The 13,897-nt window shown below is 59.7% G+C and carries 13 protein-coding genes; 7 read left to right on the forward strand and 6 right to left on the reverse strand.

What is annotated here, in order from left to right; all coding sequences use genetic code 11:
• Positions 1-219: 219 nt before the first annotated feature.
• From Q3H59_RS01085 to Q3H59_RS01105, 5 genes are all read left to right on the forward strand, one after another.
• On the forward strand, positions 220-1,149 hold the full coding sequence (locus tag Q3H59_RS01085) for an ABC transporter permease subunit (protein ID WP_309832704.1): 930 nt from the start codon (positions 220-222) through the stop codon (positions 1,147-1,149).
• Positions 1,149-2,033, forward strand: a complete 885-nt coding sequence (locus Q3H59_RS01090; protein ID WP_007891891.1) for an ABC transporter permease subunit — start codon at positions 1,149-1,151, stop codon at positions 2,031-2,033. The genes Q3H59_RS01085 and Q3H59_RS01090 overlap by 1 nt, the downstream gene beginning before the upstream one ends.
• Before the next feature lie 2 nt (positions 2,034-2,035).
• Positions 2,036-3,076, forward strand: a complete 1,041-nt coding sequence (locus Q3H59_RS01095) for a P1 family peptidase (protein WP_309832707.1) — start codon at positions 2,036-2,038, stop codon at positions 3,074-3,076.
• A complete protein-coding gene (locus Q3H59_RS01100; protein ID WP_176972561.1) occupies positions 3,076-3,897 on the forward strand; it encodes a M55 family metallopeptidase in 822 nt (273 codons plus the stop codon). The genes Q3H59_RS01095 and Q3H59_RS01100 overlap by 1 nt, the downstream gene beginning before the upstream one ends.
• A gap of 77 nt (positions 3,898-3,974) precedes the next feature.
• Positions 3,975-4,811, forward strand: coding sequence for a fumarylacetoacetate hydrolase family protein (locus tag Q3H59_RS01105; RefSeq protein ID WP_309832711.1), 837 nt, complete (start codon positions 3,975-3,977; stop codon positions 4,809-4,811).
• 111 nt (positions 4,812-4,922) lie between these two features.
• Here the strand turns inward: Q3H59_RS01105 and Q3H59_RS01110 are convergent, their stop codons facing one another.
• Genes Q3H59_RS01110 through Q3H59_RS01135 form a run of 6 tightly spaced genes read right to left on the reverse strand, consistent with a single transcriptional unit; the run spans position 4,923 to position 11,519 of the window.
• The gene (locus Q3H59_RS01110; RefSeq protein ID WP_309832712.1) at positions 4,923-6,449 is read right to left on the reverse strand and encodes a serine hydrolase domain-containing protein; all 1,527 of its coding nucleotides are present in this window, start codon (positions 6,447-6,449) and stop codon (positions 4,923-4,925) included.
• On the reverse strand, positions 6,446-7,186 hold the full coding sequence (locus Q3H59_RS01115) for an ABC transporter ATP-binding protein (RefSeq protein WP_110867700.1): 741 nt from the start codon (positions 7,184-7,186) through the stop codon (positions 6,446-6,448). Before Q3H59_RS01115 ends, Q3H59_RS01110 begins: the two co-directional genes overlap by 4 nt.
• Before the next feature lie 3 nt (positions 7,187-7,189).
• Positions 7,190-8,017 carry an ABC transporter ATP-binding protein gene (locus Q3H59_RS01120; protein ID WP_192415463.1) on the reverse strand — a complete coding sequence of 276 codons (828 nt, stop codon included), beginning with the start codon at positions 8,015-8,017 and terminating at the stop codon, positions 7,190-7,192.
• A complete protein-coding gene (locus Q3H59_RS01125; protein WP_061719814.1) occupies positions 8,018-8,917 on the reverse strand; it encodes an ABC transporter permease in 900 nt (299 codons plus the stop codon).
• Positions 8,914-9,924, reverse strand: a complete 1,011-nt coding sequence (locus Q3H59_RS01130; RefSeq protein ID WP_309832719.1) for an ABC transporter permease — start codon at positions 9,922-9,924, stop codon at positions 8,914-8,916. The genes Q3H59_RS01125 and Q3H59_RS01130 overlap by 4 nt, the downstream gene beginning before the upstream one ends.
• Positions 9,924-11,519: an ABC transporter substrate-binding protein gene (locus tag Q3H59_RS01135; protein ID WP_309832721.1), complete on the reverse strand. Its 1,596-nt coding sequence runs from the start codon at positions 11,517-11,519 to the stop codon at positions 9,924-9,926. Before Q3H59_RS01135 ends, Q3H59_RS01130 begins: the two co-directional genes overlap by 1 nt.
• Positions 11,520-11,717: 198 nt before the next feature.
• Here Q3H59_RS01135 and Q3H59_RS01140 point away from each other — a divergent pair, with 198 nt between their 5' ends.
• Together Q3H59_RS01140 and Q3H59_RS01145 are read left to right on the forward strand one after the other, a co-directional pair.
• Positions 11,718-12,773 (forward strand): dipeptidase, encoded by a 1,056-nt coding sequence (locus tag Q3H59_RS01140; protein ID WP_192415468.1) that lies wholly within the window; start codon positions 11,718-11,720, stop codon positions 12,771-12,773.
• A gap of 2 nt (positions 12,774-12,775) precedes the next feature.
• Positions 12,776-13,690 (forward strand): LysR family transcriptional regulator, encoded by a 915-nt coding sequence (locus Q3H59_RS01145; protein WP_137386723.1) that lies wholly within the window; start codon positions 12,776-12,778, stop codon positions 13,688-13,690.
• The last annotated feature ends 207 nt before the right edge of the window (positions 13,691-13,897 follow it).

Here is a 13,897-nt window from a genome sequence, read left to right on the forward strand (position 1 = left end):
TGCTGCACCCCACGAATGTGCTCGCTGTCCCCCTCCTCGGTCCTCCCCCATAAATGGGGGAGGAAGATGCTGCCACATGTTAGTGATAAAGCTGCATGTGGCAGCATCTCCTTCCCCCGCAAGCGGGGGAAGGCCGGGATGGGGACAGCCAGCACGATCTGGGGGCAGCCAGCACCATCTGGGAGCAACCAGCACCATCCCAAAAAATAAAGGAACCGCATGTTCGCATACATCATTCGCCGACTGCTGGAGATGACCCCCGTATTGCTGGTGGTCTCGCTGCTGGTCTTCGGCTTCATCAAACTGCTGCCTGGCGATCCGGCGCGTATCTATGCCGGACCGGATGCGCCTTTGGCCGCGGTGGAAGCAGCGCGTCAGCATCTCGGACTTAACGATCCGCTGCCGCAGCAATATATCAACTGGATCGGCGGCCTGCTGCGTGGCGATCTGGGCGTCACTTATCGCACCCAACAGCCGGTGCTGGACGTGATCAAACAGGGCTTTATGCCGACGCTGTGGCTGGCGCTGGCCGGGTTTGCCTGGTCGGTGATTCTGGGCTTATTCCTCGGCGTATTTGCCGCACTGAAACGCGGTAAATGGCAGGACTGGACCTTAATGAGCGTCGCCGTCGGCGGCATCTCCATGCCCACTTTCTGGCTCGGTCTGCTGCTGATCCAGTTCGTCGCCATGCCGTTTGGCCTGTTCTCCGTCAGCGGCTTTAACCAGCCCAGCGACATCGTATTACCCGCTATCACGCTTGGCTCTTCGGTGGCAGCGGTGATGGCGCGCTTCACCCGCTCGGCGTTTCTCGAAGTGGCGCAGGAAGATTACGTGCGTACCGCCAAAGCCAAAGGGCTGCGCAATCGGCTGGTAACGTGGAAACACGTGATGCGTAACGCGTTGATCCCGGTGATCACCATGCTCGGTTTGCAATTCGGTTTCTTACTCGGCGGATCGATCGTGGTCGAAAGCGTGTTCAACTGGCCGGGATTGGGCTGGCTGTTGATCGAGTCGATCAAGGCGCAGGATCAGCCGGTGATCCAGGCATTAGTAATGCTGTTCGTGTTTGAATTTATCGTCATTAACCTGCTGGTCGATCTGCTGTATGCAGCGGTCAACCCAGCAATTCGCCTGCGACAGGAGCCCTGATGAGTCTGCAATCTCTGCCTGCCCACGCGCAGGAGGCGATCCGTTCGCCGTGGCGTGATTTCCTGCACGCGCTGGTGCGTAATCCGCTGGCGCTGGTCTCCGGCGGCTTTGTGCTGCTGCTGGTGCTGGTGGCCATCTTTGCACCCTGGCTAGCGCCGTGGGATCCGATGGCGCCGGACTGGATGGCGCTGTCATCGCCGCCGTCCAGCACGCACTGGATGGGCACCGACGAACTGGGTCGCGATCTGTTCAGCCGCATCATCTTTGGCGCACGCATCTCACTGTACGTTGGCGTGCTGTCGGTAACGCTCGGCATGGTGGTGGGCGTGCTGCTGGGTTTGCTGGCGGGCTATTACGGACGCTGGATCGATATGCTGATTATGCGTGGCTCCGACGTGCTGTTCGCCTTTCCCGGCATGTTGCTGGCGATTGCGGTGGTAGCGATTCTCGGTCCGGGGCTCAACAACGTCATCATTGCGGTGGCCATCTTCAGCGTGCCGGTATTTGCCCGTATCGTGCGTGCTTCTACGCTGTCGCTGAAACAGGCAGCTTATGTTGAAGCGGTGCGCTGCGCCGGTGCGCCGGATCGCGTGATTCTGCTGCGCCATATTCTGCCGGGCACGCTGTCAAACGTGATTGTCTATTTCACGATGCGTATCGGCACCAGTATTCTGACCGCCGCCGGGCTGAGTTTTATCGGCCTCGGCCCGGAACCCGATGTGCCGGAGTGGGGCAATATTCTGGCGATGAGCCGCAGCATGATGATGGCGGGCTTGTGGCACGTCAGCGTGTTTCCGGGTCTGGCGATATTTATTACCGTGCTGGCGTTTAACCTGCTGGGTGATGCGCTGCGCGACACGCTCGATCCTAAACTGAAGAGCTAAGCATGGACTTTCAACAACTGCAGCGCGACCTGCTGCTGCAACGCTGGCGCAACGAGCGTCAGCTGGGACAACCGCGCAGCGCCAGCGGGCCAACCAATCGCATCAGCGATGTGCCGGGCGTGCGCGTCGGTCACTACACGCTAGCTGACGGCGAGCGACAAACCGGCGTTACCGCGATTGTGCCGCCGGGCGACAATCTGTTTACCCAGCCGCTACCTTGTGCGGCGGCGGTGTTTAACGGTTTCGCCAAGCCGGTTGGCCTGGTGCAGGTTGAAGAGTTAGGCGTGCTGCAAACGCCGATTCTGCTGAGCAACACGCTGGCGGTTGGCACGCTGTTTACCACGCTGGTGCGCGATGCCATCAGCCGCAACCGCGAGTTGGGCCGCAGCTTGCCCACGGTCAATCCGCTGGCGCTGGAGTGCAATGACGGCTGGCTTAACGATATTCAGGCGCTGGCGATCACCGAAGCGATGGCGCAGCAAGCACTCTATGACGCCACGGCAGATTTTGATCGCGGCAGCGTCGGTGCCGGGCGCGGCATGAGCTGTTTCAGTTTGAAAGGCGGCATTGGCACGGCATCGCGCAGTATTCCGTCGCTTAACGCCACGCTGGGCGTGCTGGTGCTGGCGAACTTTGGCGCGTTAACCGCGCTGACGCTGGATGGCGTACGCCTGGGTGAAATGATCGCGCCGCTGCTGCCGGAACTGACGCCGCAGCGCGATGCCGGTTCCATCATCATTATTATGGCGACCGATACGCCGCTCGATGCACGTCAGCTGAAGCGCGTCGCCAAACGCGCCGGTGCCGGTTTGGGACGACTAGGCAGTTATTGGGGCCACGGTTCGGGCGATATCGCGGTGGCATTTTCCACCCAGCCACAACCGCAACCGCCGGAAGATGCGGCGCTGGAGCCACTGCTCGCCGCCGCCGCCGATGCCACCGAACACGCGGTGCTGGATGCCTTACTCAGCGCCGAATCTGTCACCGGTTTTCGCGGCCATCATCGGCCGTCGTTAACGGAAGTATTGGATAAATTAAGTTGATGAAAATCTTTATCTCAGCCGATATCGAAGGCATCGCCGGCGTGATGCGACCAGAACAGTGTTCACCCGGCCACGCCGAATACCAACTGGCACGCGGACTGATGGAACAGGAAGTTAACGCCGCGATCGATGGCGCCTTTGCTGGCGGCGCAACGGAAGTGGTGGTGGCCGACAGCCACGCGCAGATGACCAACCTGCGTGCGGAAAATATCGATCCCCGCGCGCGCATGGTGCAGGGCAAACCGCGCGGCTTATCGATGGTAGAAGGCATTGAGCAGCAGCCATTTGATGGCCTGTTCTTTATCGGCTATCACAGCGCGGCGGGTGAACCGGGCGTGCTGGCGCACACCATTAACGGCCGTGCGTTCTGGCGCATTCACATCAACGGCAAGGTGATGGGCGAAAGCGACATCTACGCCGCAGCCGCTGCTGAACAGGGCACGCCGCTGTGGCTGGTGAGCGGCGACGACCAGCTTAAAGGCTGGATTGCCGAGCATTATCCCTCGGTGGATTACGTCTGTGTGAAACGCGCCATCTCGCACACCTGCGCAGAATCCATTAGCCCGCAGGCAGCGCAAAATGCCATTCGCGCTGCCGCGACGGCCGCCGTGCAACGCAAACGTCAGGTCAGCACCACGCGCCTGAGCGCGCCCTATGAGATGCAGCTGCAAGCCAGCAAACCGGTACTGGCGGATCTGTTCAGCCTGATCCCCGGCGTGACGCGCATTGACGCGGTCACCGTTGGCTATCGCGCGGACGACATGAACACGTTGATTAGCCTGCTGAGCGCCTTCTCTTATCTGGCGAGCACGCAGTCGTGATTTTCATCAGGTCGGTCCGCATTTCCTGCTGAATTTTGCTAACCTGCGCGCAATTTATATATAACAACGAGGCAGTCATGCAGCTCTGCAGTTTTTATCTTATTGACCAGCAAAGAAAAAGTTACGGTATTGTGCAGCAAGAGGGCGTGATTGATATCGGCTTGCGTCTTGGCGCTGACTGCCCGGACCTGAAAACCTTGCTGCAACGCGGCGCGTTAAGCGATCTCGACGCCTATGTGTCCCAGCCGATTGATCACCCGTTTAGCGCCATTCGCTTCCTGCCGGTGGTGGAAAATCCTGGCAAAGTGTTCTGCGTTGGCATGAACTACGCCGACAAACGCAAAGAGTTTGCCGAGACCCTTGAAGCGCCGACGCTGTTTGTGCGTTTCGCGGATTCGCTGGCGGCGCACCAGCAGCCGCTGCTGAAACCCATCACCACGCAGGAATTTGATTACGAAGGTGAACTGGCGGTGATCATCGGCCAAGCGGCCTATCAGGTGAAAGCCGCCGATGCGTTGCAGCACGTTGCGGGCTACAGCTGCTTTATGGATGCCACGGTGCGCGACATGCAGTTTACCTGGTTCACCGCCGGGAAAAACTGGCAGCAGACCGGCGGTTTCGGACCGTGGATGACCACCGCTGACGAGATCCCCGATCCGCAGCAGCTGGCGATCAAAACCTGGCTCAATCAGCGCGAAGTGCAGAACGACACCACCGCCAGCATGGTGCATCCGGTGGCGAAGATCATTGAGTACATCTCCGCGTTCAGCCCGCTGTCGCCAGGCGATGTGATCATCACCGGTTCACCGGGCGGCGTCGGTAAAAAACGCACGCCACCGCTGTTTATGTTCCCCGGCGATGAGATTGAAGTCGAAATCGAGAAAATCGGTCGTTTACATCATTACGTGGCTTAGCGCCCGTCATACTTCGAGCCGCCGCTGCGTTGGCTACGTGTGCTCACCCCAGTCACTTACTGATGTAAGCTCCTGGGGATTCACCCACTTGCCGCCTTGCTGCAACTCGAATTATTTAGGGCGTGCTGTCTGTAAAAAGCGCACCACGCGGCTGCGGTTCAACAGCAGCCGCAGCGTGTCACCTTCGCGCGCAATCGCGAAGCGCTTCTCCCACGGTCCATCCTGCGCGGTAGCTAATAGGCGATCGTTGCCCAGCGACTGCAAACGCGCACGAATCGCTGCCGGGCCGATGCCCATGATTAAGCTGTCGCCCTCAATCACCAACTCGCTGCGCCACTGCGGCGCGAACCAGCGGCCCTGCAGATGATCGAGGCTGGCCTGATCGGCCTGCACCGGCACAAAGCGTCGGGCGGCATGACCAATCTCTCCCACAATCGCCGCGCCAGCATGGCGTAGTTGCATCGGGAAAGTGCTGGAGAGCGACACCGCCGTGCCGTGCACATCGTCACGCCACAAGGTTTCGCCTGCGCCGAGCCAGGTGGCGGTCGTGCCTTTGATTTCCAGCCAGTCGGCGGCGTCTTCCGCCACGTAAAGTCCGGGCGTTAAATCGTGTCCTTTCTCCGGTAACGCACGATTGAGCAGCGCCGCCATCACGCGCAGCACGCTTTCCGACGTGGTGACATCTTCGCGGTTGGCGACCAACGCCACGCCGATTTTCAGCTCCGGATGCAGCAGGAAATAGCTCTTATAACCGGCATGCGAACCGCCGTGACCGAACAGCGTCTGGCTGCCAAGCGTCGAGCTGGTGATGCCCAAACCGTATCCGCTGGTGCGACCATCGTTGAGATGACGCGGCGCGCTCAGGCGCTGCAGCACGCCCGCGCCTGGTCCGCTATCGGCCAACAGGCTTTGCAGCCAGCGCGTCAGATGATGCAGGCTGCCGGTGACGCTACCCGATGCCGAGAGATGCAAACCGGCGCTGGAGAGCTGCCACAGCGCGCCGTTTTGCCAGTAGCCGGGCACTAAACCGGGCACAATATCGAACCAGCTTTCCGGCGCAATCAGGTTGATATCCAGCGGATCGCAGATGTACTGCTGCAGCAGGTCATTGAATAACACGCCTTTGGCTTTCAGCGCCTCTTCAACCAGCCGATAGCCGGTGTTGGTATAGGAGATTTCGCTGCCGGGCGTGTAGTTGAGATCGCCTTCGCGCGCGACAAAATCCAGCAGGTCGTCGGCGTGGGTGGCGTTGTACACCGACAATCCCAGCAGCGATAAGGTTTCACGCACGTCCGGCAAACCGCTGCTCATATCCAGCGCCTGGCCGACGGTGATCTGGCCGTTGGCGCCGCTCAGCTGCGGCAGATGCTGCACCAGCGGATCGTCGAGCTTGAGATAGCGGCGTCCCGGTCCGGTCACCAGCGCGACAAACAGATGTTTGGTGATGGAGGCGAAACGCACCACGCTATCGGCGCTGAACGGCGTTTGCTGCGCCAAATCAGCCAATCCGGCGCAGTGCGTTGAGTGAATCTGGTGCGCATCAAACAGGATCATCGCACCGCCCGGCGCGCCTGGCTGTTGCCAGCTTTCAGTGATCTGTTGTGCGACATCCGCGGCGCGTTGCCAGTAAGCGGTCATGCCGGTTCCTCCAGCGTCATGCTGAGATCGAAAAGTTGGGCGGTATGCGGATGCTGGATGCGCCGCGCGCGCAGATCGTCGGCGCTTAGCTGCTCCACCATCTCGCCATTCTGCATCACGCCAATGCGCTGGCACAGGTGCGTCACCACCGCGAGGTTATGCGTCACCATAATGTAGGTGAGTTTGCGCTCGCTGCGGAGATCGCTGAGTAAATTGAGGATTTCGGCCTGCACCGACACATCCAGCGCCGAGGTCGGCTCATCCAGCAGCAGCACTTCCGGTTCAGCGATCAGCGCGCGCGCAATCGCCACGCGCTGACGCTGGCCGCCCGACAGCTGATGCGGATAGCGGAAACGCACCGACGCGGGCAACCCCACTTCGCTTAACGCCTGGCTAATGCGCTGTTCGGCGCGATCAAGCTGATGCACCAGCAGCGGTTCGTGCAGGATGCGATCGATGGTTTGGCGCGGATGCAGCGAACCAAACGGATCCTGAAATACCATCTGCACCTGACGATAGAAGGCGCGGCTGCGTTTGGCGCTGAGCTGCATGCCACCAAACAGCATGCTGCCTTGCCAGTCGGCATTCAGTCCGGCGAGCGCGCGCAGGATGGTGGATTTGCCTGAGCCGCTTTCACCGACCAGGCCAAAGCTTTCGCCGTTACCGACCGAGAAACTGACATCTTTTACCGCCGTGTGCGCACCGAAGTTGATGCGCAGGTTATCGATTTGAATCATAAATTATTCTCGCCACGCGGCATCGCGCTGCAATACGGGTAAACGTTCGCGCGGATGGCGCAACGACGGCAAACACGCCAGCAAACCGCGCGTATAGGGATGCTGCGCCTGCTGCAACTGCCCGGCATCGAGCAGCTCAACGATGCGGCCGGCGTACATCACCGCCACGCGATCGCAGAAGTGCGACACCAGCGGCAAATCGTGGCTAATCAGAATCAACCCCATGCCGCGCGCCGACACAAGCTCATCAATCAGCTTAAGGATCTCCGCCTGCACCGTGGCATCCAGCGCGCTGGTGGGTTCATCGGCGATTAACAGCTCCGGATCGGGCGCCAGCATCATGGCAATCATCACGCGCTGGCCCATGCCGCCCGAGACTTCATGCGGATAGCGTTGCGCCACGGCTTCAGGGTCGCGAATCTTCACCTGCTCCAGCAGCTCAATCGCCGCCTGCATCGCCGCTTTGTGGCTGCCGCCTTTGTGCTCGCGCCAGGCTTCGGCAATCTGCTGGCCAATGGTCATCACCGGATTGAGCGAGTATTTCGGGTCCTGCAGGATAAAACCGACGCGCTTGCCGCGAATTTTGCGCAGCACTTTCTCGCTGGCACCGCGTAGATCGATGCCGTCAAAGCGCAGCACGTCGGCGCTCACTTCCGCGTTGCCCGGCAGTAGCTGCATCAGGCTGCGCGCGGTCAATGATTTGCCGGAGCCGCTTTCGCCGACAATGGCAAACTTCTCGTGGCCAACGCTAAAACTCACGCCGCGCACCGCTTCAACGGTTTCGCTGCGCGAGCGGAAGGCAACGCGCAGGTTCTCAATTTCCACCAACATTTAGCGCTCCTTAGGATCCAGCACGTCACGCAGACCGTCGCCGAGAAAGTTGAACGCCAATGACGTCAGGAAAATCGCGATACACGGCATCAATGGCACCCACCATTCGCTGAACAGGAAACGACGCGCGGTGGCGATCATCGTGCCCCATTCCGGTGACGGCGGCTGCGCGCCCATGCCGAGAAAACCGAGGCTGGCAGCGGTGATGATGATGGAGCTCATGTCCAGCGTGACGCGCACAATCAGGCTCGGCACGCACAGCGGCATGATGTGGCGCAGAATAATGCGCAGCGGCGAAGCGCCGGTCAGACGGCTGGCGGCGATAAAGTCGCTGTGGCGGAACTGCAGGGTTTCGGCCCGCGCCAGACGCGCATACGGCGGCCACGATGTCAGGGCAATCGCCAGAATCGCGCTCTCCACGCCGGGTTTCAGCGCCGCGACAAACGCCAGCGCCAGAATCAGCCGTGGGAAGGCGAGAAAGATGTCGGTCAAACGCATCAGCGCTTTATCGATGAAACCGCCGGCATAACCGGCGATGCAGCCAATCAGCAGGCCGAGCGGCGCGGTGAGCAGCACCACGGCGATCACCATACCGAGCGTGGTGCGGCCGCCGTAGATAATGCGCGTCCAGACATCGCGCCCCAGCTCATCGGTGCCGAGCCAGTGCGCGGCGGAAGGGGCCGCCAGACGGTTTTCCAGATGCTGCATACCGGGTTCGAACGGCGTCAGCCACGGGGCAAACAGCGCCAGCAGCAGCATCACCGCCACCACCAGCAATCCGGCCATCGCCAGCGGATTACTGCGCAGGCTGAGCCACAGGCGATAACGCCGGCCCCACACCGCCTGGCGGCGATTGGCTGGCGTGTCATCGAGCAGCCATTCTCGTGAGAAGAAGATCATTTTACGCGCGGGTCCCAAAGTCGATAGAGAAGATCAGCCAGCTGATTGAGCAGCACATACACGGTGCCGACCAGCAAGGTGGCGCCGATCACCGGGTTCATGTCGGCGTTCATCAGCGATGTAGTGAGATATTGGCCGATGCCAGGCCAGGCGAAGACGTTTTCCGTCACCACCGCGCCCTCCAGCAATCCGGCGTAGGTCAGCGCCAGCACCGTAACCAGCTGAACCGCCACGGTGGGAAACGCATGCCGCCAAATCACCCGCCGTGATGACAAACCTTTGGCGCGCGCGGTGATCACGAACTCGCCGCTCAGCGCGTTGAGCATAAAGGTGCGCGTCATACGTGTGATGTAGGCCATGCTGAAGTAGGCCAGAATCAGCACCGGCTGCGCCATGTGGGCCAGCGCATCCCAGAAGGCGTCCGTTTCCCCGGCCAGCAGCGAATCAATGGTGAGGAAGCCGGTGACCTGCGGCACCATATCCTGCCAGATGATGTCCTGTCGTCCGGGGCCGGGCGCGATGCCGAGCACCGCGTAGAACACCAGCAGGCTCAGCAGCGCCAGCACAAATACCGGCAGCGAATGGCCGGCGAGACAGATCACGCGAATGGTTTGATCGACCCACGAACGTTGACGCACCGCCGCCCACACGCCAAGCGGAATGCCAACCAGCGCCGCGATGATGATGGCCGCCGTTGCCAGCTCCATGGTGGCGGGGAAGAAGCGGGCGATATCGGTAATCACCGGATTCGAGGTGAGAATTGATTTACCGAGATCGCCATGCAGCAGTTGATTGAGGTAGTGACCAAACTGCACGTAAAGGGGCTGATCCAGCCCCATTTCCACACGTACGCGCTCAACCACCGATTGCGGTGCGTTATCACCGACCGCCGCCAGCACCGGATCGGTGGGCATGACGCGGCCAATGAAAAAGGTCAACACCGACAGACCAAACAGCGTCAGCACCAGGCTTCCCAGGGTGCTGACGATTCTCTTCAGTAACGGCATCAGGCTTTTTTCACCTGCGCATACGGCCACTGCTCCAGCACGGTCATGTGGACATCACTCAGCGCTTTGCTGGTGGCCACGTTTTTGGTCTTCTGCATCATGAAAATAAACGGGCTCTTCTCGCGGCCTAACTGCTGAATCTGCTGATAGAGCGCGATGCGCTTCGTCGGATCCGGCTCATGCAGCGCCTGCTCGGTGAGTTTGTTAAATTCATCGTCTGACCAGCTGCAGCGCCACGCCAGCGTTCGCGCACGCGCGTTATCGCTGTTGTCGGTGTTAACGCAGAAGGCTTCGGTGTTGGAGTTGGGATCAAAGTAATCGGCGCCCCAAACCGTCAATGCCAGCTGATGCTGACGCGCACGCATCTTGGTCAGCACCTGGCGGTTTTCGGCGGCGATAAGGGACACTTTGATGCCAATCGCGCCCAATTGCGTCTGAATCGCCTGCGCGATGTCCGGATAGGGTTGCATGGAGTAGTGATCGAGGGTGATTTCGAAACCGTCCGGATATCCCGCTTCGGCCAGCAGCGCTTTGGCTTTCGCCAGATCTTTGTGGAATGGCGTATCGTCCAGCGCCGCCGGGAAGCCGCTCGGCAGGAAGCTTTGATGGGTAACAAAACTCATCGACAGAATGTTTTTCTGAATGCTGTCGTAATCCAGCGCCCACTTCAGCGCCTGCCACACCTGCGGTTTTTTCAGATACGGATTATTGGTGTTGCACGACATCAGCATGATGGCCGACAGCGACTGATTCACCAGCGACACGCTGCTGTCGTTTTTCACCTGCAGCAGCTGTTCGGTGGTGAGGTCATACGCGGCATCAACATCGCCTTTTTTCAGCATCAGCGCCTGCGCGGCTGGGTCGGCGATGTGTTTAAGGATCACGCGTTTGGTTTTGCTGGCGCCTTTATATTGCGGGCTAATCTCCAGAATCACCGTTTCGCTGGCATTCCAGGTGCGCAGGGTAAAGGCACCGGAACCGGCGCTGTGCTGTTTCAGCCAGCCGTTACCGAAGTCATTGTTCTGCTGGTTCGCCAGACAGGCTTTCTTCGACACGATGCTGCCGACGGTGGCGGACAAGCAGTAGAGCAGGAAGGTTTCGGCCGCCGGCGCGCCGAGTTTCATCTCCACGGTGTGCGCATCTTTCGCGGTGACCCGCTGTGTCACGTTGTCTTTGGTAAAGCCGAACTGGTTGATAATAAAGGCCGGGCTCTTATCCAGCTTGACGATACGCTCAATCGAGAATGCCACGTCTTCTGCGGTAAGCGGCGAACCATCGGCGAATTTGGCCGCCGGATCGAGATGGAACGTGTAAGTGCCGTTATCGCTGCTGACGTCCCAGCTTTGCGCCAGTTGACCAATCACTTTATCGGCTTGCTTAGGATCGGGCGTGACTAGACGTTGATAGAGGTTGCCGCAGATCTGGCCGCCGGTGGCTTCGAAGCTTTCGTGTGGATCGAGGCTGGTGATGTTATCGAGCTGCATCGCGATCACCAGCATGGTCGGCGGCGTCGCGGCAAAGGAAGCATTCAGGCTGAGGTAGGAAACAACAGGTACAGCAGTGCATCCTGCAAGAAAACGTCTTCTGGTAACCATGTAAACTCCCAACTTATTGATAATTAAAATAAAAAATTGCCGTTTGATTGTTTTTTGTCTTGACTTTAGGCACCCACCGGAGGATTAATACCGGTTCTACGTCCTTTGTTTCACGCGTGTGGTTTTGCCCTTTTATGGTGCAATTTGCTCCGCCAGCTGGCAGTGCTGCGCTTTCCCCCGAACATGGAACTGAACAACATGTCTGACTCGATTACCCTCGATATTCCGGTCTTTGACGGCCACAACGACGTGCTGAATAAGCTGTGGCAGCACCATCAGCCGGACGCGGTTAATGCCTTTTTTACTGGCACCAAAACGGGCCAAATGGACTTGCCGCGTATCCGTCAGGGAAATATGGCAGGTGGCATTTTCGCCACCTGGGTGCCGTCCCACCCTTTGATTGCAAGAAGTGCGCCAGACCTCGCAGATTTTCCTCAGGAAATTATCAACTCAGCGCGCGACGCGACGTTTTCCATGCTGGCGCTGCTGCTGCGCATTGAGCAGGCCTCGAATGGCCAGGTGAAGATTTGCCGCAGCGTGCGCGAGATTCGTCACTGCATGGTGAACAAGGTGTTAGCGGTGGTGATGCACGTCGAAGGTGCGGAAGCGCTGGATACCCACGGCGAGCTGCTCGACATGCTGTATGCCAGCGGCTTGCGCACGCTGGGACCGCTGTGGAGCCGCCCGAATCAGTTCGGCGACGGCGTGCCGTTCCTCTATCCCTCGTCGCCAGATATCGGCAACGGCCTGACGGCTGCGGGCAAGCAGCTGGTGCGCGACTGTAATCGCCGCCGCATCATGGTCGACTTGTCGCATATGGATGAGAAAGGCTTCTGGCACACCGCGGAAATCAGCGATGCGCCGCTGGTGGCGAGCCACTCCAACGCGCATGTGCTCAGCGCGCAGTCGCGTAATCTCACCGATCGCCAGCTGGCGGCGATTGCCGAAACCAACGGCTTTGTCGGCGTCAATTTTGCCGTGCCGTTCCTGCGTGAAGATGGCGATCGTCATGCGCCGACCGGCGTCGATGCCATCGTGCGTCACGTTGAGTATCTGCTGGAAAAAGTGGGGGAAGAGGGCGTCGGTTTTGGTTCGGATCTCGATGGCGCCACCATGCCGGGCGATCTGAAGGACGTGGCCGGATTCCCGCTACTGGTGCAGGCGCTGGCGCAACGCGGCTATTCACGCGAGCTGCTGGAGAAGATTTGCCACGGCAACTGGCTGCGCGTGCTTGAAGCCACCTGGGGCGAATAATCATGCGGCTGCGGCATATCGAAGTCTTTCAGGCGATTGTGCAGACCGGCAGCATCAGTGCGGCGGCGCGTTTGCTAAATGTGTCGCAGCCGAATGTCAGCCGCGTGCTTAATCACGCCGAGCAGCAGCTCGGTTTTGCGCTGTTTGAGCGGCGCGCGCAGGGCATGGTGGTGACGGCAGAAGGGAGGCGCTTGCTGCCGGAAGTGGAAGATATCTATCAGCGTTTACAGGCGATTACCCAACTGACCGAGCAGCTGCGGCGCGGCGAGGGGCAAACGGTGCGCGTCGGTGCTGCGCATGCGTTTGGTCAGATGGTATTAGCACCCGCGCTGGTGAACTGGCGGCAACAGGCGGCGTCGGTCAGCGTGGAACTGGTCACTGAGCACTTCAGCACCTTGTGCCGCATGCTGATGGATAATCAGCTCGATTTCGCGCTGGTGTTTGGTCAGCAGGTGGATGCCGATTTACTGGCGGAACCGCTGTTTCAGTCGTCGATGGTGGCGTTGCTGCCGCGCGATCACACCCACCATGAGCCGGTGACGCTGGAGTGGCTGTGCGCCAACAACCTGTTGATGATGCAGAATCAGGATCCGCTTGGTCGGGTGCTGCACCGCGCGCTGCGCGATAAAGGGCTCAATCCGGCGGTATCGCTGTCGATTAAAACCTATTCGGTGATTGCTGATATGGTGCTGGCGGGCGGCGGCGTCGGGATTGTCGATCTGTTTACCGCGTGCCGTTATGCCGACCAGCTCAAGTTGTTGCCGGTCGCGCAGCCGCTACCGTTTGAAGTGATGTTAATCAGTCGCCGCGATCAGCCGCAGTCGCAATCAACGCTGCAGCTGAAACAGGTGATTCGCAACAAGCTGTGGGAGATCGCGCGCCAGTGTGAATCGCAGTTTTTCACCCGCCCGGCATAACGCCAATTGCCGGTGCGCATATTCATAGGCACCCGGTCGCCATGCATGGCGACTTTACGGAGCTTATAGCGATTGTGAGTTAAGAAAACGCATTGCTGCTGCAGCGAGGGTGTTGAGGCGACATCCCAATCCGCTGAACGATTGAGGGATTCCAGGACGAGCCGCATGGATGCGGCGAGAGGTGGCGTTGAGCAGGAGCGAATCGAC

Source organism: Pantoea sp. SORGH_AS_0659, from assembly GCF_031453915.1.
Lineage (GTDB): Bacteria > Pseudomonadota > Gammaproteobacteria > Enterobacterales > Enterobacteriaceae > Pantoea > Pantoea leporis.

Excerpts from the sequence above, each read along its gene's own strand:
- Q3H59_RS01085 (WP_309832704.1), top strand. The coding sequence starts at position 220 with ATGTTCGCATACATCATTCGCCGACTGCTGGAGATGACCCCCGTATTG.
- Q3H59_RS01140 (WP_192415468.1), top strand. The coding sequence starts at position 11,718 with ATGTCTGACTCGATTACCCTCGATATTCCGGTCTTTGACGGCCACAAC.
- Q3H59_RS01110 (WP_309832712.1), bottom strand. The coding sequence starts at position 6,449 with ATGACCGCTTACTGGCAACGCGCCGCGGATGTCGCACAACAGATCACT.
- Q3H59_RS01090 (WP_007891891.1), top strand. The coding sequence starts at position 1,149 with ATGAGTCTGCAATCTCTGCCTGCCCACGCGCAGGAGGCGATCCGTTCG.
- Q3H59_RS01100 (WP_176972561.1), top strand. The coding sequence starts at position 3,076 with ATGAAAATCTTTATCTCAGCCGATATCGAAGGCATCGCCGGCGTGATG.
- Q3H59_RS01145 (WP_137386723.1), top strand. The coding sequence starts at position 12,776 with ATGCGGCTGCGGCATATCGAAGTCTTTCAGGCGATTGTGCAGACCGGC.
- Q3H59_RS01130 (WP_309832719.1), bottom strand. The coding sequence starts at position 9,924 with ATGCCGTTACTGAAGAGAATCGTCAGCACCCTGGGAAGCCTGGTGCTG.
- Q3H59_RS01095 (WP_309832707.1), top strand. The coding sequence starts at position 2,036 with ATGGACTTTCAACAACTGCAGCGCGACCTGCTGCTGCAACGCTGGCGC.
- Q3H59_RS01115 (WP_110867700.1), bottom strand. The coding sequence starts at position 7,186 with ATGATTCAAATCGATAACCTGCGCATCAACTTCGGTGCGCACACGGCG.
- Q3H59_RS01135 (WP_309832721.1), bottom strand. The coding sequence starts at position 11,519 with ATGGTTACCAGAAGACGTTTTCTTGCAGGATGCACTGCTGTACCTGTT.
- Q3H59_RS01105 (WP_309832711.1), top strand. The coding sequence starts at position 3,975 with ATGCAGCTCTGCAGTTTTTATCTTATTGACCAGCAAAGAAAAAGTTAC.
- Q3H59_RS01125 (WP_061719814.1), bottom strand. The coding sequence starts at position 8,917 with ATGATCTTCTTCTCACGAGAATGGCTGCTCGATGACACGCCAGCCAAT.
- Q3H59_RS01120 (WP_192415463.1), bottom strand. The coding sequence starts at position 8,017 with ATGTTGGTGGAAATTGAGAACCTGCGCGTTGCCTTCCGCTCGCGCAGC.